We start from the raw sequence: 20,594 nt of genomic DNA, 5'->3' as shown, positions 1-20,594 counted from the left end.
TCATGTGGCGGGGACGACCAGCTCCCTCTCCTCGTAATAAGCGTTATGCCACGCCACGAAGCGGCGCAGACCTTCCTCGATCGGGGTCGACGGAGCGAAGCCGGTCGCTTGCTGCAGATCGGCGATGTCCGCGTACGTCGCCGTGACGTCCCCCGGCTGCATCGGCTTGTAGTCGATGACCGCTTCGCGCCCGACCGCTTCCTCGATCGTCCGGATCATCGTCATCAGCTCGACCGGCTGATGGTTGCCGATGTTGTACACCCGGTACGGCGCGCTGCTCGTGCCCGGGTCCGCCAGGCGGCGATCCCAGTCGGGATTCGGGGCGGGGACGACCGGAATCAACCGGAAGATGCCCTCGACGATATCGTCCACGTAGGTAAAGTCGCGCTGCATGCGCCCGCCGTTGAACACTTCGATCGGCTGTCCGTTCCGAATCTTCCGCGTGAACGAGAAGTAGGCCATATCCGGACGTCCCCACGGACCGTAGACCGTGAAGAAGCGGAGACCCGTCGTCGGGATGCCGTACAGATGGCTGTAGGAGTGGGCCATGAGCTCGTTGGCCTTCTTGGTCGCCGCGTACAGGCTGACCGGGTGATCGACGTTGTCGTGCACGGAGAACGGCATCGTCTCGTTCATGCCGTAGACCGAGCTGGACGAAGCGTAGATCAGGTGGCCCGCCCGGTGCTGCCTGCACCATTCGAGCACGTTCCCGAATCCGACCAAGTTGGAATCGATGTAGGCCCGCGGGTTCTGCAAGCTATAGCGAACTCCCGCCTGGGCCGCCAGATGGATGAACGCCTCCACCTCTTCTCCTGCGAGGGCGGCCTCCAGCGCCGCGGCATCGGCTACGTCCGTCCGATGGAACGTGAAGTTCGGGTGATCGGCGATCCGCGCCAGGCGGTCCTCCTTCAGCTTGACGTCGTAATAATCGTTCATATTGTCGATGCCTATGACTTGCTTGCCTTCCAGCAGCAGTCTTGCGGCCAGGTGATAGCCGATGAAGCCGGCGGCTCCCGTCACGACGATCGTCATGCCATCTCTCTCCTCTCGCGATCCATTGCTTCTCTCTGCGTGCGGCTTACGACTTTCTGCTCCGCGTAGGACCGGAACGACTGCCAGAACCGCTCGCGCTGATCGTCCAGCTTCGTCTTGACGAAGTCGGCCGAGCGGGCGAAGTTGCGCTCCGCCTGCGCGATCAATTCTTCGGTCCGTCCCGCGAAGGCGAGGATCCGCTCCGCGAGCTGCCGATCGTTCCCCGGCTTGTGCAGGCAATCCGGCGGGATCAACTCGGGAATGCCCCCCGCCGTCGAGCCGATGACGGGACAGCCCCGGCTCATCGCTTCGATGGCGGCGCGCGGCAGGCCCTCTTGGAAGCTCGGCTGCAGGTAGTGATCGATCCCGTCGAGCCACTCCCATACCGCCTGCCCGCTCGGGAGCACGCCGCAGAACTTCACCGCGTCGCCCAGGGACAACCGGTCGGCAAGCGCCTTCCAGCGATCCTGCGCGCCGTCGCCGAGGATGCGGAATTCGAACGGCGGCAGCTTATCCCGGATGCGGGCCAGCGCCCGCAGGGCGACCTCGATTCCTTTGGTGCGGCCGTTCAGCGAGCCGATCAAGCCGAAGACGAGCGGTTCGTCCGCCGGCTTGTTCCGAATCCGCGCGAGTCGGCGCTCCAGCACCTCGGAAGGAGGTTCGGCGATCTCGACGTTCGAGCATACGCCGATCCGTCCGGTCTTGTTCGGGTAACGGCGCTGCAGGAAGGCATCCGTCACATAGATGGCGAACGGCGCTTGGCGGACCAGCGCGCGCGTCTTCTGATAGGAGAACGGCGCGTACAGCTTGCCCTGCACGTTGCCGTAATTCCACAGGCCGTCCCAAGCGCAGGCGACCACCTCGACGGCGAACGGCTTGCCGAACTTGCGGGCCAGGCGAATCGCCTCGGCGCCGAGCTCGCTCGGCAGCCGCGCGATGACCGCGTCGGCCTGCAGGATGGCGTCCGTGAGCATCCGTTCGACGTAGCCTTTCTTGGTCAGCTTGTTCACGGGATTGCTGAGCGAGGGCATCACGAGAAATTCGACGTTCGGCCCGCTCGACAGCGTCTTGCCGGTCGTATCGGCTTCGGCGGGCAGCTTGCGTCCCCTCCCGACGACCGTCATCTGGTCGAATACGTTCAGGTAACGCTGCCAGACCTTGTACGGCAGCTTCCCCCCGGAATAGTACCTGCCGGATTCGTTGTAGTAGAACATGTGGTCATGAGCCCATAGAACGTTCATAAGCGCCCTCCTCTCTAATCTTCTTGATGGGCTTCGCGGGCACGCCGCCGACGACCGTCCCCGGCGGCACCGTTTTGGTGACGACGGAGCCCGCGGCGACGACGGAGCGGCCGTGGATGTCGACGCCGGACAGGATCCGGCAGCCGCAGCCGATCCAGACGTCGTCATGGACGCGGATCGTCCCGGTGACGAGCGGATTGTCGCGGATCGGCAGCGACTCGTCGCTCCACGTGTGCTCGAACGAGATGAGCGACGACTGGTGCGCGATCGAGACGTCGTCGCCGATCTCGATGCCGCCGTAGGCATCCAGATAGCACTGGCGATGGACGCTCACGTTGTCGCCGACGGAGAGCCGTTCCGGATAGCGGATCTCGACGCCGGGTCCGATCATGACGTTGTCCCCGCATCGCCGGGCGAGGCGCTTCAGCAGGCAGTATCGCAGCGTCGCGCCGGCCAACCCGGGCAGCGCGTCGCTCCATTGCCAGAACCAGCGAAGCACGGGCCGCGGCACCGGCTTCATGACGGCCGTTACGGCTCGAATGAACGGTCTAAACCGGCTGAACTTGTCCCTTCCCCGCATGATTGCACCTCCTTAATCCGACGGATCGGACGGGTGAGCTTCCCAAGCCAGACCATCGTATACGCGCTGAAAATGTAGAGCAGCGGCAGCACCGGCAGCTTCTTGCGCACCATGTTGTCGCCGATCGTGCCGACCCCGTACTCGAGCTCCCGCGACACGACCGTGACGTATCCGACCAGAATCAGGGTGCAGGCATACGTCACGAGGACGATTAAAGCCAGCCGGTAGAACCGTCTCGTCTCCGGCGCCTTGGCGTAGACGACCGCCGCCGCGACGAGCGAGAAGGACATCCAGATCGCCTCGAGCGTCCGGTACAGCACCGCCGCGTCCCAGTTGCCCAGCTTCAGCGGATTCGGACTGAAGAACAGGAAGACGGCGAGCAGCCCCGCATTCAGCGCGCCGGAGACGCCCGCGAACAGGACGACGGCGGCCAGCGAGACGACCAGCATCGCGAGCGCCGTCTTCATGCGGCCCCGGAACAGCAGATAATAGCCAAGCGTGTAGACGATGGCGTAGTCCCGGAGGCCGGTCGCGTAGAGCAGCACCGCCACGAACAGGACATAGCGCTTGCGCAGCAGGAGCAGGGCGCCGAGCAGACCGAGCAGCACGCTCGTCACGTCCTTCGCGAAGATCGAGGTCATGAACATGAACGAGGGGCTGACGAACAGCGCGAACGCGGTCCAGCCGTGGAACTTCGTCTCCGCCAGCGCCGGCAGCGCGAAGCGAAAGTGGTTTCTGCACAAGCTGTAAGTCTGATGCACGACCAGCAGCAGCAGCAGCGAGTTGAACACGATGATGGCGAGCGGGTCTTCGAGCTGCACGCCCTTGTAGAACGGCATGTACAGCAAGCCGAAGATCGGATACGCGGAGACGTTGAACCCGTTCAGCGTGATCTGCTCCCAGGCGTAGGCGAAAAAGGAGCCGAGATCCTGGAACGCGGCGACCTGGGCGAAGTAATTCCGTTCGTCCGGTCCTTTGAGCGGATCCTGCGTCAGCGCGTAGACGAACTTGCCGCCGACCATCACGGCGAACCCTAGGAAGAGCAGCCGCGGCGAATTCGGCCAACGCATGAGGCCGAGCAGCGGCAGCATCAGCGCGAAGAACAGCGCGATCCCGGCGTCCGTGTCCCAGCTAAGCAGCCAGCAGGCGGCCAGCAGGGCGAGCGCCGCGTAGATGACGGCGAGGATCGGCCGGTGGAGCGCGCGGTTAACCTCCATACATGCGCTCCAGCCGCAGGACGCTCTGGCCGATGTCGTAGCCGTTGGTCAGCAGCGCTTGGTGCCGCGAGGACCAAGCGACCGGTTCGGCGGCGCCCGTCATGCGCAGCATGAGATCCGTCCAGCGATCGGCGCCCGCTTCCAGGGGCAGCCGCTTCAGCAGGCCGATGCCGAGATCGGCGGCGGGCGGCACGCGATCCGAGACGAGGCAGGGCACGCCCGCCGCCTGCGCCTCGATCAAGACGATGCCAAGCCCTTCGTACAGCGACGGGAGTAGGAATAGATCCATGGCGCCCAGCAGTTGGGGCACGTCCTTGCGCACGCCGAGGAACCGGACGCTCTCGCCGAGGCCGAGCGCCGCGGCTTGCGCTTCCGTCTGGGCGCGCAAGGGGCCGTCGCCGATCAGGAGCAGGTGCGCATCGGGGCAGACGCCCCGAAAAGCCGCGAACTTCTCCAGCAGAAAGGCGTGGTTCTTCTGCGGGCTGAAGCGTCCGATATGCCCGACGACCACCGCGCCGGGCGGCAGGTCCAAGCGTTCCTTCAGCACGGTCCGCTTCGCTTGGAGTCCCGCATACGGCGCGGGATCGATCGCGTTGGGGAACACCTTCACGCGCTCGTCGCGCCAGCAATCGCCGCCGAACAGCGACTCGCACGCTTCGTTCGAGCAGCCGAGCATGCCCGTCGCATGGGAGCGGATCAACCGCCGCATATGCGCGCGGTACAGCGAGCGGAACCAGCTCTCCCGGCGGCTGTCCTGCGTATTGTGGCTGTGGCTGATGCGCACGGGCACGCCCAGCTCCTTCGCCACCTTAAGCACGTATCCGCTGAAGCCGAAGATATGGCTGTGGATCGCGTCGTACGGACCGTGCTCGCGGATGTTCGCCACCAGCGCCCGCCGGTACGCCCAGAGGCCGTCCTTCGGATGCGGCTGGCGGACGATCTTGCCGCCCAGCGAGACGATCTCGTCGTCGTAGAAGGCCTTCTCTTCCGTCTGGACGCCAAAATGGAATTCGTACTTCGTTCGATCGATATGCCGGTAGATGTTCATCAGCAGCGTCTCGATGCCGCCCGGATGCATTTTCCCGACGATGTGGAGCACCTTGATTCTACGGTTCATTCCCCATCCCTCCGGTTCCGGTTCACTAAGGTCTGCAGCAGGCTCGTCTGGATGCCGAGCTTGCGACGGACGACGAATACCATCGCGAAAGGCCAGAACGCGCCCCCCGCGAACGTCGCGATCGCCGCCCCGGTCATCCCGTAGGACGGGATCAGGATCAGATTCAGCGCGGCGTTCAGGATCGCCGATACGATCAGCGCTTTGGTCAGCGTGCTCTGATGTCCCGTCATCGTCATGACCATCCCCGTCTGCCCGCACAGGGCGCTGACGAACTGGCCGGCGGCCATGATGAGGAGCGGGATGTAGCCCTCTCTGAACTCGGGGCCGAAGATCGCCAGGATCGGCCGGCCGAAGAACGCGATCACGAGCAGGACGACGAGGGCGAACGCCAGCGCTGCACCGCCCGATGCGGTGCAAACGCTCTGCAGCCGCTTCATATCCTTCTGCGCGTAGGCGGCCGACATGAGCGGGGCCGCGGTCATGTTGATCGCCGTCATCGCGAACGTGACGAGCGCGGCGATCCGCACGGCCGCGGACAGAATGCCCGATTCGTAGGTGCCGTGGATCATCCCCGTCATCAGCACGTTCAGCTGACCCAGGATTAGGTAGATGCCCGCGTTGATCATGAGCGAGATCGACGTCCCCATCCACTCTCTCGGATGAACGACGGGATCGATGCCTTGCATATGCGTTACAGTCTTTCTTCGGAGCACCGCCGCTCCCATCCCATAGGTCAGGAGCAGGGACAATCCGAACAGCGCCATGGCGAGCGGCGCGTTTGCCGCCGATTGTCCGATCCATACAGCGGCGTAGAGACAGACGACGAGCAGGACCGGTCGGATGATCTTCTCGGGCATCTGCGCGTACAGCACTTCGTTCAGCGCCTGGAGCGCGCTCTGCCGGAGCAGCGCGAGCGCCAGGAACGGCACGCACCCGAGGCCGATCAGGAAGGTCGCGTACAGGTCCGGCTCCATCGAACGCGCATAGAGTTGCAAGACGGCGTATCCGATGGCGACGACGGCGAGCGAGAGGGCCAGCGACCAGCGGTTCGCGAACCGCAGGATGCCCTTGATCTCGCTCCAGCGATCGTCCGCCCGGTAGGCGGAGACGTAGCGCACGATCGTCATATCGAACCCCAGCTTCGCCGGGAAGACCAGGAAGGTAATCACGGTCATCACATAGGCGTAATGTCCGTAACTGATCGCTCCAAGCTCCCGGGCGAGGCAGACTTGCAGCAGGAACGCGAGGCCCATGCCGGAGGCGTTCAGCAGGAAGGCGGTGCCTCCCTTGCGAGCCAGCACGCGGGCCACGGCGTTCGTAGGTTTGGTTGCGGCCGTTCCTTTCACGGCTTGCATGACATTAACGATTCCCCTCTTTCGCTTCGGCGGATGATTACGAGACGTTCCGGTAGGTCGGCACCAGCTGCTGCAGCACGCTGCGGATCTCTTCGGGATCCTTGGCGAGCACCCGTTCGAGAAGGCGGAATTCGAATTCCAACTCCGAACGGTTGATGAGCGACGGCTTGCCGACGTAGATCCGGTCGTGTTTGGTCGAGGTGAGCCCCTCCTCCTTCGTGAGCAATTCTTCGTAGAGCTTCTCGCCTTCGCGGATGCCGCTGAAGGTGATCTCCATGCCGACGCCCGGTTCGAAGCCGGACAGGCGGATCAGGTCGACGGCCAGATCGTAGATGCGGACCGGACTGCCCATGTCGAGGATGAAGATCTCCCCGCCCTGCGCGAACGCGCCGGCCTGAATGACGAGCTGCACCGCCTCGGGGATCGTCATGAAGTAGCGGACCATCTCCGGATGCGTGACCGTGACGGGCCCGCCGCTCGCGATCTGCTGCTTGAAGCGCGGGATGACGCTTCCCCGGCTGCCGAGCACGTTGCCGAAGCGGACGGCGACGTACTTCGTCTCGCTCGTCTTGTCGAGTCCCTGGATGTACATCTCGGCGATCCGCTTGGTCGTCCCCATGACGCTCGTCGGGTTGACGGCTTTGTCGGAGGAGATGAGCACGAACCGCTCCGCGCCGAACGCGTCCGCGCAGTCGGCAACGTTCTTCGTGCCGAAAACGTTGTTCTTGATCGCTTCGGACGGATTGCGCTCCATGAGGGGCACATGCTTGTGCGCGGCGGCGTGGAAGACGACTTGGGGCTTCATGCAGCGGAACACTTCCTCCAGCCGCGTCCGGTCCTGGACGTCCGCGATGACCGTCTCGATCGCGAGTTTGGGAAACGCGGACCGCATCTCCATCTCGATCGTGTAGATGCTGTTCTCCCCGTGTCCGAGCAGGAGCAGCCGCTCCGGCTGGAACGGCGCGATCTGCCGGCACAGCTCCGAGCCGATCGAACCGCCCGCCCCCGTCACGAGGACGACCTTGCCCGCGACGTAGTCGGCGATGCCCTTCAGGTCGGTGCGGATCGGCTCGCGCCCGAGCAGGTCCTCGACGGACACGTCCCGGATCTGGTGCGTCGCCGTCTTGCCGTGGATCAAATCTTGCAGGTTCGGCACGATCTTGAGCCGCGCCTTCGTATTCTTGCAGATCTTCACGATCTCCGAGATTTGCGTCTTCGAGGCGGAAGGCACCGCGATGATAATCTCCTCGATGTCCTTGTCCGCGACGATGGCCGGGATGTCCTTGCGGCCGCCGAGCACCGGGATGCCTAGCACCTCGAGCCGGTGCTTGTACGGATCGTCGTCGACGAAGGCGACCGGCTGCGCCTGGTAGGAAGCGTTCTGCTGCAGTTCTTTGGCGAAGAGCGTCCCGCAGTTGCCCGCTCCGACGATCAGCGTCCGTTTGCGGCTCGCGCCCCGGCCGCCGCGCTCGCCGCCGAAGCGGTCGCACGCCAGGCGCCACAGGAACCGGCTGCCGCCCAGCAGCAGAAGCGCCGACATGAAGCTCTGAACCGGCGCGAACAGCGGGATCATCTGGCCCATGGCGGCCGCGGCGACCAAGTAGCCGGCGGCGGTGCTCACGAGCGCGGCTTGTCCGAGCGCGGCCAGCTCTCCTACGCTGGCATACTGCCAGATGCGGCGATACAGGCCGAAGACGAACATGATCCCGACGCCTGCCAGCGCCTGCACGAGTCCGTAGATGACCGCCAGATAAGCGGTCTGGCCGGATGGCAGCCCCCCGTCATGAACGACGAAGGCGAAGTAGACGCTTAACCACAAGAACACCAGGTCGAGGCCGATCCATGTCGGCACCCGTTTGGATACGCGCATGCTGTTTCCCTCCTATAGGTCCCGTTAAGGGCATTTCTCTAGACGAGCTAAGCGAGTTTAGGCGTTGTAGTTGTAATAATGTCCGGCATCCTTGCCTTTCGCCTGGTTCAGGACGACGCCCAGCATCCGGGCGCCCACGAAGGAAAGCTGCTCCTTCGCCCGCAGCGCGGGTCCGCGCTTCAGCTCGCCGGCTTTGACGACGAGCAGCACGCCTTCGCACTTCGTCGAGACGATCTGCGCGTCGCTCACGGCCAGCACGGGCGGCGTGTCGATCAGGATCAGATCGTAGCGCTCCCGCAGATCCGCCAGGAGCTTGTCCATCTTCCGCGAAGCTAGCATCTCCGCCGGATTCGGCGGCGTGGCGCCCGAGGTGAGCACCGACAGGTTGTGCACGTGGGTCGACTGCACCGCTTCGAGCAGTTCGCTCTGGCCGGCCAAGACGCTGCTGAGGCCGAACCGGTTGGACAGGCCGAAGGCGAAGTGCGCCGTCGGCTTGCGCATGTCCGCGTCCAGCAGCAGCACTCTGCAGTCTCCCTGGGCGTAGGCGACGGCCAGGTTGTTGATCGTCGTCGACTTGCCTTCCTGCGGCGCGGCCGACGTCACCATGAGCGTGCGGATCGGCTCGTCGAGCCCCGAGTACTGCAGATTCGTGCGGAGCGTGCGGTAAGCTTCGGCGACCGGCGACTTGGGCTGGCGATCCGTGATGATGCGTTTTCGGCTTTCCGTTAATCTCGACATCCCGTCACCCCGCTTTCTTGTTGTCTTCCGCGACTTTGGGCGAATTCGGCGGGTTCGGCGGCGATTCGTTCACCGGCTTCATCTTCGGGATGACGATCAATGTCGGCAGTCCGAGCACGGCCGCCACGTCCGACTCGCTCTTCAGCGTGTCGTCGAAGAAGTCCAGCAGCAGCACCGTGCCGATGCCGATCAGCAGGAAGACGACGAAGCCTGCGGCCGTGTGGAGCTTCTTGTTCGGCTTGAAAGGCGCAGGCTGCTTGTCGACGTCCGCCTTGTTCAGCAGGTACACGTTGTCGACCTTCATGATGCTCGGAATCTCCTGCTGGAAGACGACCGACACTTCGTTGACGATCTTCGCCGCTTTCTTGTAGTCATGGTCCGGATAAGTGAGCGTAACCACCTGCGTGCCGTTCACGGAGCTGAATCCGATATTGCGGATCAGTTCGTCCGAGGTGACGCCGAGCTCCGGGTGCTCCGAGACGAGATCCATGATCGCCGGCGTGCGGATGATCTCTTTGTACGTGCTGATCAAGCTGATATTCGAGTTGATCAGATTCAGATCGAGCTTGAAACCGCCGATATCCGATGCCGTGTTGACGATCAGCTTGGTCGAAGCCTGATAGACGGGCTTCAAGAACAAGGTACTGTACACGCCCACCGCCGATGTGCCGAGCAAGGTGATGATCGCGATCAGCCACCACCGTTTGCGCATCAGGGACAGCACCTGTTTCAAATCCAGATCAACATTCACCATTCAGCCTCCCGTCTCTCTCGTAGGTTTGTGGGGGATTGCGTTGCAACTGTGAGCGATCGGGCCTCCTTCGCTTTATACTTTGATAATTCCGAATTTTCCGATTTGTTATCGTCCATTCACCCATCCCGCGAGCACGCTGGTCCATGGCCGCCGCCGGGCCGCGGAGGAAGCTTCCGCCCGCTTGCCGCCGGCGATCTGTCTGGCGTTCCGCTCGAGCCGCTGGACATAGAGCTTGCCGAACCGCCCTTCGAGGACGTCGTAGGCCGCGCGCAGTTCGAACGGCCTCCGCTTGCAATCGTGGGCGTCGGATGCGACCAGGTGAACCAATCCGCGCTTGCACAAGGACATGGCGGCCGCCTGGGTCTCGTTGCCGAACCGCCCGGTCAAGGAATGAGAGGTCAATTGGCAGAGCGCGCCCGCCTCGACGAACGGCCGGAGCCGCTCCGGATGCCGGGCGATCTCCCGGTTCCGCTCCGGATGCGCGATGATGGGCTGCCAACCCAGAATGCCCATCTCGTGCACCGCGTGCGCCAAATGCTCGGGTATCCCGGCGGATGGCAGTTCAATGAGCGCATAGGAGGTGCCGGAGAGCGGCAGCAGCCTGCCTTCGTAAGCTTCGCGAAGCCATTCCGGCGTCATCCGAATCTCTTGGCCGGCACGGACTTGCAGCGGAATGCGCGCCGCCCGGAGCGCATCCCCGAGCTTCGCGACCGCCTTCAAGATCCGGGAGCGATCGTTGTCGTAAGGGGGCAGGAGATGATGCGGGGTCGCGTAGACGATCTCGATTCCTTCGCGTACGGCCATCCGGGCCATCTCGAGACTCTCCTCCCAAGTCGTCGGACCGTCGTCTATCCCGGGAAGAATGTGACTATGCAGGTCAACCAAGCTTCACTCCCCTTTCCTAGCGGTCTTGTCAACATTATGTCACACCCCTTTCCGGCCGATGGAGAGAGGAAAGGCTTAAATTGGTTTAGACCGACACGATTATTTTCTGAAAATAAAGAAAGGAAATTATCCCCATTCACGAAACGGCGTCGTACGACGAGAAGGGAACATTTCCCATCCAGTTTTCTTCTTTTTATGGATGTGAAAAGGTTTTATTACTTGAAAATGGTAATTAAATTTTCAGAAAAAATAGAGACTTTAGCATGAACGGTCCGATCGCCGCCAATGCGCGCCGCTGCTGGATTTCCGCGGCTATGCGCAGGTTCCGCGTCGGTTCGCGGAAGCCGGCCGGCTGGGCCTTGCCGCACGCACGTTCGCGAGAGTTAGTCCTTTCGGCACGTCGCTGCCCAAAAAGCTGGCGAGTCTCCCCGAGCGAATGTCGAATCGCGGACGCCCGAAGACCGAACCGTTATACCCATAGCGGCCGTTCTTGAATCGGGATAAAGCGGCGGCAGAGCAACAATTCCTTCGCGGAATTCCTCCGGCAAGCAAGCTTCGGAAGAACCGCCATCCGGGCGAAACCCGAAATCCGGGCATTTGTAAACGCTGATCGCAAGCCGTTCCAGATGTTTGTTAAATGAAAAGCATGTCGTCCGGCGTCTCTCGGTCCCGTACCGCCGCCGCGCGAACCAATGCTGCTCGTCTTGGGCCGATCCGCCTAGCCGCGTCCGGGTTCGCCCGCCGCTCCCCTGCCGGAATGACGGCTGCCGTCGTCCCGCCATTCCGGGATAGACGTCCGGCACCTCCGCCCGGGGGCCCCCTGGGTCGGGACCGGAATCGGCCCGTTGGCGGGCTCGTCTGCCGCCCGCTGCCGGATTCGTCTCGCCCGGGAGCATTGCCGCTTCGCAATCCCCTAAACTTCTTCCCCACGCACACCGCCCTTCGCGATCCCCCGGTCCGCTTCTCCCAAGCCAAAGAGGCTGCCCCAAGGTCGGATCACCTTGGAACAGCCTCTTGACGTTAGCGATTAAGCTTACAGGCGCGCTTCCAGTTCCTTCTTCTTGTCCTCGAAGCCGGGCTTGCCCAGCAGGGCGAACATGTTCACCTTGTAGGCTTCGACGCCCGGCTGGTCGAACGGATTGACGCCGAGCAGGTAGCCGCTCACGCCGCATGCGATCTCGAAGAAGTAGACGAGCTGGCCGAACGTATGCGGCGTCAGATCCGGCAATTGCACGACCAGGTTCGGCACTTGGCCGTCCGTGTGCGCCAGGATTGTACCCTCGAACGCCTTCTTGTTCACGAAGTCCAGCGTCTTGCCGGTGAGGAAGTTCAGGCCGTCCAAGTCCGCCTCGTCGCGCTGAATCGTGATCTGGTCTTGCACTTCGCCCACCTGGAGCACCGTCTCGAAGATGATGCGGTTGCCTTCCTGTACGAACTGCCCCATGGAGTGCAGGTCGGTGGAGAAGTCGACGGACGCCGGGTAGATACCCTTGTAGTCCTTGCCTTCGCTCTCGCCGTACAGCTGCTTCCACCATTCGGATACGAAGTGCAGGCCCGGCTCGTAGTTAACGAGAATCTCGATCTCCTTGCCCTTGCGGTACAGCGCGTTGCGGATCGCCGCGTACTGGTATGCCGGGTTCTCGGCCAGGTTCGGATTGTTCAACTCCGTAGCCGCGTCTTGGGCGCCCTTCATGATGGCCTCGATGTCGATGCCCGCCGTCGCGATCGGCAGCAGGCCGACGGCCGTCAGGACGGAATAGCGGCCGCCGACGTCGTCCGGAATGACGAACGTCTCGTAGCCTTCCGCGTCGGACAGCGTCTTGAGCGCGCCTCGCGCCTTGTCGGTCGTCGCGTAGATGCGCTTCTTCGCCGCTTCTTTGCCGTATTTCTTCTCCAGCGCCTCGCGGAAGATTCGGAAGGCGATCGCGGGTTCGGTCGTCGTGCCGGACTTGGAGATGACGTTGATCGACCAGTCCTTGCCTTCGAGCGCTTGCAGCAGGTGCGTCACGTAGGTGGAGCTGATATTGTTGCCGGCGAAGAAGATCTGCGGCGTCTTGCGCTGCTCCTTCGTCAGCGTGTTGTAGAACGAGTGCGACAGCATCTCGATCGCCGCCCGGGCGCCGAGATAGGAGCCGCCGATGCCGATGACGACAAGCGCCTCGGAGTCGGATTGGATCCGCTTCGCCGCCTGCTGGATGCGGGCGAACTCCGCCTTGTCGTAATCGAACGGCAGGTTGATCCAGCCGAGATAGTCCGAACCTGTGCCGGTACCGTTATGTAGCTGCTCATGGGCCAGCTTGACGGCGGGCGCCAGGTTGTCGATCTCGTGCTGACCGACGAACTGCAGTGCTTTTGAATAATCGAGACGAATGCTTTGGCTCATCTTTTCCTTCAAACCCCTCTCAGTCAATGTTGGCCGCTTCGTTGAGGCACGTAGCTCTAGAATACTTAAATTTGTCCCGCGGCACAAGTTGACCGGAAGGAGATGGAGGCGTTGGCGCCGTCTTCGTCCTACTCGAACGACCTGCGGGCCGGCCAGGAGCCCTGCAGCTTGCGGATCTGGACGATCTCCCCGGTGTGGTAGGCGTCGTGCGCGATAAGGCTCATGAACCACTGGCCGGTCTCCGTCTTCGGCACCCGTTTCTCGAGGTCCGATTCGGTCATCGCGCCGAGGAGGGCGCGCAAGCTCCGGTGCGCGGCTTCGAGCCGCGCCCTCACCGCCGTCCAGGATGCCTCGTCCGTGCCGTCCGCCCTGAACGTATCGTCGTTCGTCAGCCCGGGCGGATAACCCGCGTCTCCGGTTTGAAGCGCTTGCAGGAACCGCTCTTTGTAGAAGACCAGATGGTGAACGGTCGCGCGAATCGTATTCGCGGCTTCGCCCTCCGGACGCCAGTCCGCCTGCGCTGCCGTAACGCCGTTCAGCGCGTCCTTCAGCGGCGGGAACCAGTCTTCCTGATCGTACGTAAAGTCCCAATACTGCTTCAAGAGTTCAAGTCTGCTCATGCGCTTCTCCTCCCGCGTGGGTGATTTGTTTAATGTAATCTTCTTAAACCATTTTAATGATTACAAAACAGATCATACCACAATTTTGTGCAAATCAACAAGGATTAGCGCTTAACCGCTAAAAACAATTATCGCGTTACCGCTTTATAAGGGCTACCGCTTTACCGCATTAATGTGTTATATTATATTAGGAGAAAGCGAGGTGCGGATATGAGGTTATGGATTGATTTTGCGAACAGCGAATGTCATGATTGGCGAGGCAGCGGGGTGTCCGAAGATTGGCTGACGGATCCGGCTTGGGTCGAAGAGTGGCTCAGACGGCACGAACTGCCGCCCACGGCTTACCCGACGCCCGACGAACTCAGACGGCTTAAGCAGCTCCGATATCTAATTCTGCGCATGGTGAGCGCTTATGCTTCCGAATCAGTCCCCGGTCCGGAGGACTTGATCGAATTGAACCGGTTCTTGGCCGAAGGCATGTCGATCCGTTCTTTGACGGCGTCCGACGGCTCCTATCGCGTCGAGTCGCTGCCTGCGGGCCGCGATTGGCGGCAGATCCGCGCGGAGATCGCGGCTTCCTTCGCGGCGACCCTGTCCGAGGGCGAACCGCGGCGCATCCGCATCTGCGACAATTCCGACTGCATGTGGGTGTACTACGACGACACCCGCAATCGTTCCAAGCGCTTCTGCGACGACAAGCTTTGCGGCAACCTGATCAAGGTCCGGAGATTCCGCGCCCGCAAGAAGGCGATCGCCCGCGGCTTGAGCGGCACCGAAGAACTCAATGTCGGCATGGCCGAATAATCGGCCGTATGCTCGCTTCGGCGTCCGGCGCCGTTCTGGCGCGGACATGATGCCCTTTATCCTATGTTGATGCCTTAACGTATAGAGATCATTCTTGATCGTCATTGAAAAAGGGCAGTTCCGACACCGTCGGAACTGCCCTTCTGTCGTTCGCTTACACTTTCCGCAAGCGGCACGTGACGCTCTGGAAGTCGCCATGGAGCGACGGGATCTCCAAGCCTGCGTACATCAACTGATCCCCGCCGAACCGATCTCCCGTCTCCACGACCTCATAGTCCGCGTCGGCGTCGAGACCGGCGAGCCGCAGCCATTCGAGCGGCTCGTTCGGCTGCGCGAGCACGCGGAAGTAGGCGACGAACGCTTCGCTCCTGTCTTCGGACACGACCATCCAAGCCGTTACGTTTCCTTCGAACGGGCTTTGCAACCGGTAGAGGTCCCCGAACTGCACGAGCTGCCGCAGCTCTTTGTACTGCGCCACTTGGCGCGTAACCTCTTCCTTCTCCTCGTCCGAGAACTTCGTCAAGTCCAGCTCGTACCCGAAATTGCCGGACATGGCGACGTCCCCGCGCGTCTTCAGCGACGTCATCCGGTGCACCTGATGGTTCGGCACCGCCGAGACGTGCGCGCCCATCGTGCTGATCGGGTACACGAGACTCGTGCCGTACTGAATCTTCAGTCGGCAAACGGCGTCCGAGTTGTCGCTCGTCCAGGTCTGCGGCATGTAATACAGCATGCCCGGATCGAATCGGCCGCCGCCGCCGGAGCAGCTCTCGAACAGGATGTGCGGGAAGCGCGAGGTGATCGTCTCCAGCAGACGGTACAGTCCCAGCATGTAGCGGTGGGCGGTTTCCCGCTGGCGCTCCGGCGGGAGCAGCGCCGAACCGATCTCGCTCATGTTCCGGTTCATGTCCCACTTCACGTAAGCGATCGGCGCGGAAGCGAGCACCCCGCCGATCGTCTCGATCAGATAGTCGCATACGTCTTCGCGCGACAAGTCGAGGATGAGCTGATTGCGCCCTCTCGTCCGCCGGCGGCCTTCCACGTGCAGGCACCAATCCGGATGCGCGCGGTACAGGTCGCTGTCCGGCGAGACCATCTCCGGCTCGAACCAGAGCCCGAACTGCAGACCGTAATCGTTCACGCGCTTCGCCAGATCCTCGAGCCCGTCCGGCAGCTTCTTGCGGTCGACCGTCCAATCGCCGAGCGACGTCGTGTCGTCGTCGCGATGGCCGAACCAGCCGTCGTCCAGCACGAACAGCTCGATGCCGAGCTTCTGCGCTTCTGCCGCGATGCCCGCGATCTTGTCGGCATTGAAGTCGAAGTACGTGGCCTCCCAGTTGTTGACCAGCACGGGCCGGGTCTTGTCGCGGAATTCGCCGCGGCAGAGCCGGGTGCGGTACAGCTTGTGGAATGTGCGGGACATGCCGCCGAGACCTTCGCCCGAATAGACGAGCACGGCTTCCGGCGTCTGGAACGACGCGCCCGCTTCGAGCCGCCAGCCGAAGTCGAACGGATTGATCCCGATCGAGACGCGGGCGGTGCGGAATTGGTCGACCTCCGCTTGGGCGACGAAGCTGCCGCTGTATACGAGACTGAAGCCGTACGCTTCCCCGGCCTGCTCGGTCGCGTCCGGGGACAGCAGGGCGATGAACGGGTTGTGCTGGTGGGAGCTCGACCCTCTGCGGCTCTCCACCGACTTCATGCCGGGATTCAGCGCCTCGCGGGCCATGCTCCGCTCGTTGGCCCACGCTCCGTACAGATGGACCATGTCGAAGCGATCGTGCTTGAAGTCGACGCTGGCGCTGAGCGCGCGAAGCAGCTCGACCGGCGCCGCGCTCTCGTTGACGAAGCGCACGGAACGGGCGATCGCGTCATGATCGCGAAATACCGTATAGTTCAAGATCGCGCGAAGTCCCGCGACGCCGTCGACCAGTTCCAGCTCCAGCGTCTCGGCTTCGCCGTCCGCCTCCGCATAGGTAGCCGGCAGACCTTCTAATCCCGGCTTGCCCGCGTAGATGCGATGGCTCGCATACACCAGTTCGGTGATCGTAGAGCCGTTCGCGAGCTTGACCTGATAAGCCGGATGGCGGAAGTCGCTCGTGCCGTACGCGGGATATTCCTGCGGGAGCGTATCGAACGAGATCGTCCGGTCTTCCGGATACGGCGTCGGCGAGAAGCTCGCCCGCTCGCGGTGCGTCAACATGCCGGGCCAAGCGCCGGAGCGAAGCTTCGGCCCCCAGTAGACGTGGGCGGGATGACCGTCCTTGATGAGCTTGAGCAAGTAGCTCGTGTTCGGTGTCTGCAAATGGAAAATGCGTTGTTCTTGATCGTGGATGATCGGCATGACGTTCCTCCAGCATGAAATATGGACGCGTGTTTACTACTCTTGATTCAACCTTTTCGCCGGGAGGATGTCAAGCCTTGTCGCGAGATTGAGACGGATATCGGTAGAAATCGGAGATTTGCGGCAAGCGTTACGGCACGACTACCGCCTCTGCCCGGTTCGGGAGAGCAGACCGCAACCTGGCGGTTTGGCCTCCCCTCCGGGACGGCGGCGGCTTTATCCTTTCACGTGCCGTCCGCCATGCCTTAAATGAAGTATTTTTACAGGAACAAATATACCGCGGTCAACGGCAGCATGCCCATCAGACAGCCGGCCGAGTGGCGTGGCGGACTGATGGCGCTTTGAGACGTAACCCGATTTTATCGGGTTACAGGGGGCGCGGGCACCGTTTGGTGAGTTGTAACCCGATTTTATCGGGTTACAGGGGGTGCGAGCGCCGTTTCGCGGGCTGTAACCCGATTTTATCGGGTTACAGGGGGTGCGAGCGCCGTTTCGCGGGCTGTAACCCGATTTTATCGGGTTACAGGAGGCGCGAGCGCCGTTTCGCGGGCTGTAACTCGATTTTATCGGGTTACAGGAGGTGCGAGCGCCGTTTGGTGAGCTGTAACCCGATTTTATCGGGTTACAGGAAGTGCGGGCGCCGTTCCCCGGGGTGTAACTCGATTTTTCGGGTTACAAGCCTTCGAACGCGTGATTTTATTGGCGCCGTTTCGCTTTCCTCCTACATCCCGAATTTTTAGCGCTTCTCCACGTTTCCCCTAAAAAAAGGTTGAGCAGCTCTAATCGGCTGCTCAACCTTTTTTTTCAATTCCTGTCATCTCTAACTCTCGTTGACCGTCCCCCGCACACCCGGGATTCTCTTCCGTGCCGTCGCATGACCGCTCGCTCAATCCTGCATGAGGATCGGCGCATAGCGCCGCAGCATCTCGTCGCTGACGTGATGATAGTGGAACGTCCCCGACTTCGTGATCTCGACGAGACCGCAATCCGTCAGCTGCTTCAGATGGTGCGACAGCGTCGAGCCCGCGACTTGGTTCAGGTGATCTCCGATCTCGGTGCAGCTTAAGTTCCGGTGTTGAATCAGGAGCTGCACGATCGACAGGCGTGTCGGTTCGCCGAGCGCTTTGTATACTTTTACCGCCTCTTGCAAGGAACCGTTGTCGTTGGCCACGGATCGAACCTCCTCCATGCGATATCTCCTTGGAAATTCAAAAATAGCATATTCCGATAAAAGCTGTAAAGCTGCAAATCCAGGATGGGGAGAGGGGAAGGTTACTTTTCACGCCGATTGTGATACAAAAGAGATAGAGCGTGCAAGACAGTACGGAAGGGGCGCACGGGATGAAAACAATCGGATTTATCGGACTGGGTACGATGGGGCTGCCGATGGCTGCCAATCTGCTTCGCAAACAGTACCAGGTCATGTACTACAACCGCACGCCAGGCAAGGCGGACGAGCTCGCGCGACTCGGCGGAGAGGAAGCCGCGAGTCCGCTGGAGGCCGCCAAACGCAGCGACGTCATCGTGACAATGATCAGCAACGATGCTGCCGTCGAAGAGGTATACTACGGCAAGGACGGCATCATCGCCGGGCTGAAGCCGGGCATGGCCGTCATCGATAGCAGCACCATCTCGCCCGCGCTGGCCCGGCGGCTAGGACAGGATATCGCCGACGCCTTCTGCGACTTTCTCGATGCGCCGGTAACGGGCAGCAGCCCGGCCGCGCGCGACGGCACGCTGCTGTTCATGGTCGGCGGCGACCGCGAGACGGTCGACGCGCAGCAGGATCTCCTGCTCGCCATGGGCCGGGAAGTCATCTATATGGGGACGAGCGGCAGCGGCGCGGCAGCGAAGCTCGCCCACAATGCGATCGTGGGCATCAATGCGGCCGGCCTCGTCGAAGGCATGGCGATCGCCGCCAAGGCGGGCATCGACGCCTCCTCCTTCCTCCGCGTCGTCCAAGGCGGCGGCGCCGCGAGCAAGCAAGCCGATCTGAAGGGCCGGAAGATCATCGAGCAAGACTTCAGCGTGCAATTCTCGCTGGCGCTGATGCTAAAGGACCTCAAGCTGTCCTCGGTCCTGTCGGACGGACTGGGCGTCCCTACTCCGATGCTGGAAGCGTCCAAGAGCCTGTTCCAGACGGGGGCTGCGGCGGGACACGGGGAAGAGGACTTGGCTGCGCTCGCGAAGGTTTACGAGCAGTGGATCGGCGGTCGGATCGGCGGGTTACGCGCGCCGGAAGCGGCAGCTAAGCCAGCTTCGCCGACAGCGGAGCCGTCCGGAGTGGAGCGCCGGAGACAGACCCGCGTCTCCCTGGAGATCCCGCTCATGATGTCCGTCTATCAATGGGAGCAGGCCGGCGCGTTCGCGGGGCAGAGCGTCGAAGGCACCCTGCGCGACGTCTCCGAGGACGGGCTGCAGATCTCCTCGACGTTCCCGTTGGAGAAGGACATGTTCGTCGTCCTGCACTTCAAGCAAGAAGCGGGACTGCCGCCCATGACGGCCCGCATCATCCGGATCGAGCGCAGCAACAACCAGTTCCATTACGGCTGCATGCTCTCCGGCCTGGCGCTGTATCAGCGGCTGCAGCTCAAGGAGTATATTGAGCGGCATGCGGGGGATTGAGTATGTTGGGGGATATGCTAGCCGTTAACTTTATACAACCCAGGAAGCGCTTGCCGAAAAGGCGAGTATCCATTACAGCTATATCTCCGGTATCGAACACGCTGACCTGATTATCTCACTCGAAATAGAGAAAATCATCGACGCACTCGACGTAGTGCCGCTGGAGGTTTTCCAGTTTGACGAACTGGATTTAACGAGCAACGGACGAATAGAACGGCAGCTCTCGACGCGCTTAACTCGCTTCTCGTGGAGCGGAACACCGACGAGATACTGACGGTTCTCCGGATAGAAAAAAGATTCTAGCAGCAGTAGACACCGCCAAACACAAGTAAGCCTTCTTTCGATTAGCCCCGCTCCTCGTAATAGCACCGCCGCGTATATTATCGAGCGTATCGCGGTAGATAGTAACAAGAAAGCCACATGGGGTTCATACGTTCCCATGTGGCTATTTATTTAAACTCCAACAAACAGCCGCCCGATTCATTTGGCACTGGGTGGGGCAAAAAAAGACCCTGAGGAACTTTTACTTCCCTCAAGGTCGTACATCGAAAAATCTGTTACTGTATTTGCCTTTTTAACTCTTCAACATCATCAGTTACCCAGTTTTTAGCATTGATTTCTTTAATTACTTTTCTTGAAGCCTTTGCAATTGTTTTTTTCAATGATTCAATTTCTGTGTCTAATGATGCAATTACTTCCAAGCCATCCTTATTTCTTCGAGTAAAATGTAGTGAGATTTGCGCGCTATCTTTTTTCACCCCATGCACATAGAATGGACCATCCATGAAATTGAAATCCTGTGCTGTTCCAACAGATGAAGTTTCAAGTAATTTTATGGATTTATTCCACCATGTCAAAATAACCACAACAAAATCGTTCCAATTAGAATCAGGAAAAGATGAATCCCCGAATTGGAAATAAACTTCACCAGTAATTGATTTCCGATTGCTTATTTCAAGTGTAGATTCATCAATCACAATACTAGCCAACTTCCCACCTCCTACTTAAATACCGGATAAGCCGTCTCAA

The 20,594-nt window shown here is 61.3% G+C and carries 17 protein-coding genes and 1 pseudogene; 3 read left to right on the top strand and 15 right to left on the bottom strand.

From position 1 onward, the window contains the following. From H7C19_RS29460 to H7C19_RS29405, 12 genes are all read right to left on the bottom strand, one after another. The gene (locus tag H7C19_RS29460) at window positions 1-1,032 is read right to left on the bottom strand and encodes an NAD-dependent epimerase (RefSeq protein ID WP_185672675.1); all 1,032 of its coding nucleotides are present in this window, start codon (window positions 1,030-1,032) and stop codon (window positions 1-3) included. Beyond that, window positions 1,029-2,273 carry a glycosyltransferase family 4 protein gene (locus H7C19_RS29455; protein ID WP_185672674.1) on the bottom strand — a complete coding sequence of 415 codons (1,245 nt, stop codon included), beginning with the start codon at window positions 2,271-2,273 and terminating at the stop codon, window positions 1,029-1,031. Before H7C19_RS29455 ends, H7C19_RS29460 begins: the two co-directional genes overlap by 4 nt. Continuing rightward, entirely contained in the window at window positions 2,251-2,853 is a 603-nt protein-coding gene (locus H7C19_RS29450) for an acyltransferase (RefSeq protein WP_185672673.1), read from the bottom strand. Before H7C19_RS29450 ends, H7C19_RS29455 begins: the two co-directional genes overlap by 23 nt. Then, window positions 2,802-4,070 carry a hypothetical protein gene (locus H7C19_RS29445; RefSeq protein WP_185672672.1) on the bottom strand — a complete coding sequence of 423 codons (1,269 nt, stop codon included), beginning with the start codon at window positions 4,068-4,070 and terminating at the stop codon, window positions 2,802-2,804. The genes H7C19_RS29450 and H7C19_RS29445 overlap by 52 nt, the downstream gene beginning before the upstream one ends. Then, entirely contained in the window at window positions 4,060-5,187 is a 1,128-nt protein-coding gene (locus tag H7C19_RS29440) for a glycosyltransferase family 1 protein (RefSeq protein WP_185672671.1), read from the bottom strand. The genes H7C19_RS29445 and H7C19_RS29440 overlap by 11 nt, the downstream gene beginning before the upstream one ends. Then, on the bottom strand, window positions 5,184-6,542 hold the full coding sequence (locus H7C19_RS29435) for a flippase (RefSeq protein ID WP_185672670.1): 1,359 nt from the start codon (window positions 6,540-6,542) through the stop codon (window positions 5,184-5,186). The genes H7C19_RS29440 and H7C19_RS29435 overlap by 4 nt, the downstream gene beginning before the upstream one ends. A gap of 37 nt (window positions 6,543-6,579) precedes the next feature. Next, window positions 6,580-8,412, bottom strand: coding sequence for a polysaccharide biosynthesis protein (locus H7C19_RS29430; RefSeq protein WP_185672669.1), 1,833 nt, complete (start codon window positions 8,410-8,412; stop codon window positions 6,580-6,582). Between the two features lie 57 nt (window positions 8,413-8,469). Then, complete coding sequence (locus H7C19_RS29425) at window positions 8,470-9,150, bottom strand: CpsD/CapB family tyrosine-protein kinase (protein ID WP_185672668.1); 681 nt, start codon at window positions 9,148-9,150, stop codon at window positions 8,470-8,472. A gap of 4 nt (window positions 9,151-9,154) precedes the next feature. After that, on the bottom strand, window positions 9,155-9,901 hold the full coding sequence (locus H7C19_RS29420; protein WP_185672667.1) for a YveK family protein: 747 nt from the start codon (window positions 9,899-9,901) through the stop codon (window positions 9,155-9,157). A 108-nt stretch (window positions 9,902-10,009) separates the two neighbouring features. After that, the gene (locus H7C19_RS29415) at window positions 10,010-10,789 is read right to left on the bottom strand and encodes a tyrosine-protein phosphatase (RefSeq protein WP_221469548.1); all 780 of its coding nucleotides are present in this window, start codon (window positions 10,787-10,789) and stop codon (window positions 10,010-10,012) included. Window positions 10,790-11,822: 1,033 nt separating this feature from the next. Then, entirely contained in the window at window positions 11,823-13,172 is a 1,350-nt protein-coding gene (locus H7C19_RS29410) for a glucose-6-phosphate isomerase (protein WP_185672665.1), read from the bottom strand. A 128-nt stretch (window positions 13,173-13,300) separates the two neighbouring features. Beyond that, window positions 13,301-13,792, bottom strand: a complete 492-nt coding sequence (locus H7C19_RS29405; RefSeq protein ID WP_185672664.1) for a DinB family protein — start codon at window positions 13,790-13,792, stop codon at window positions 13,301-13,303. Between the two features lie 210 nt (window positions 13,793-14,002). Between H7C19_RS29405 and H7C19_RS29400 the strand changes: the two genes are divergently transcribed. Next, entirely contained in the window at window positions 14,003-14,596 is a 594-nt protein-coding gene (locus H7C19_RS29400) for a CGNR zinc finger domain-containing protein (protein ID WP_185672663.1), read from the top strand. A 154-nt stretch (window positions 14,597-14,750) separates the two neighbouring features. On the opposite strand, the gene H7C19_RS29395 is transcribed toward H7C19_RS29400, so the two are convergent. After that, complete coding sequence (locus H7C19_RS29395; protein WP_185672662.1) at window positions 14,751-16,940, bottom strand: alpha-galactosidase; 2,190 nt, start codon at window positions 16,938-16,940, stop codon at window positions 14,751-14,753. Window positions 16,941-17,826: 886 nt separating this feature from the next. Further along, window positions 17,827-18,111 carry an ArsR/SmtB family transcription factor gene (locus tag H7C19_RS29390; RefSeq protein ID WP_313732043.1) on the bottom strand — a complete coding sequence of 95 codons (285 nt, stop codon included), beginning with the start codon at window positions 18,109-18,111 and terminating at the stop codon, window positions 17,827-17,829. A gap of 170 nt (window positions 18,112-18,281) precedes the next feature. Between H7C19_RS29390 and H7C19_RS29385 the strand changes: the two are divergent. Together H7C19_RS29385 and H7C19_RS35060 are read left to right on the top strand one after the other, a co-directional pair. Further along, window positions 18,282-19,166 (top strand): annotated as a pseudogene (locus tag H7C19_RS29385) (NAD(P)-dependent oxidoreductase); the annotation flags it as partial. A 57-nt stretch (window positions 19,167-19,223) separates the two neighbouring features. After that, window positions 19,224-19,565 (top strand): PilZ domain-containing protein, encoded by a 342-nt coding sequence (locus H7C19_RS35060; RefSeq protein ID WP_313732046.1) that lies wholly within the window; start codon window positions 19,224-19,226, stop codon window positions 19,563-19,565. Window positions 19,566-20,122: 557 nt separating this feature from the next. Here the strand turns inward: H7C19_RS35060 and H7C19_RS29375 are convergent. After that, window positions 20,123-20,554 (bottom strand): hypothetical protein, encoded by a 432-nt coding sequence (locus H7C19_RS29375; protein WP_185672659.1) that lies wholly within the window; start codon window positions 20,552-20,554, stop codon window positions 20,123-20,125. Window positions 20,555-20,594: the final 40 nt, after the last annotated feature.

This window comes from Cohnella nanjingensis, assembly GCF_014212125.1.
GTDB lineage: Bacteria > Bacillota > Bacilli > Paenibacillales > Paenibacillaceae > Cohnella > Cohnella nanjingensis.
This window is presented reverse-complemented; position numbering and strand designations above follow the sequence as displayed.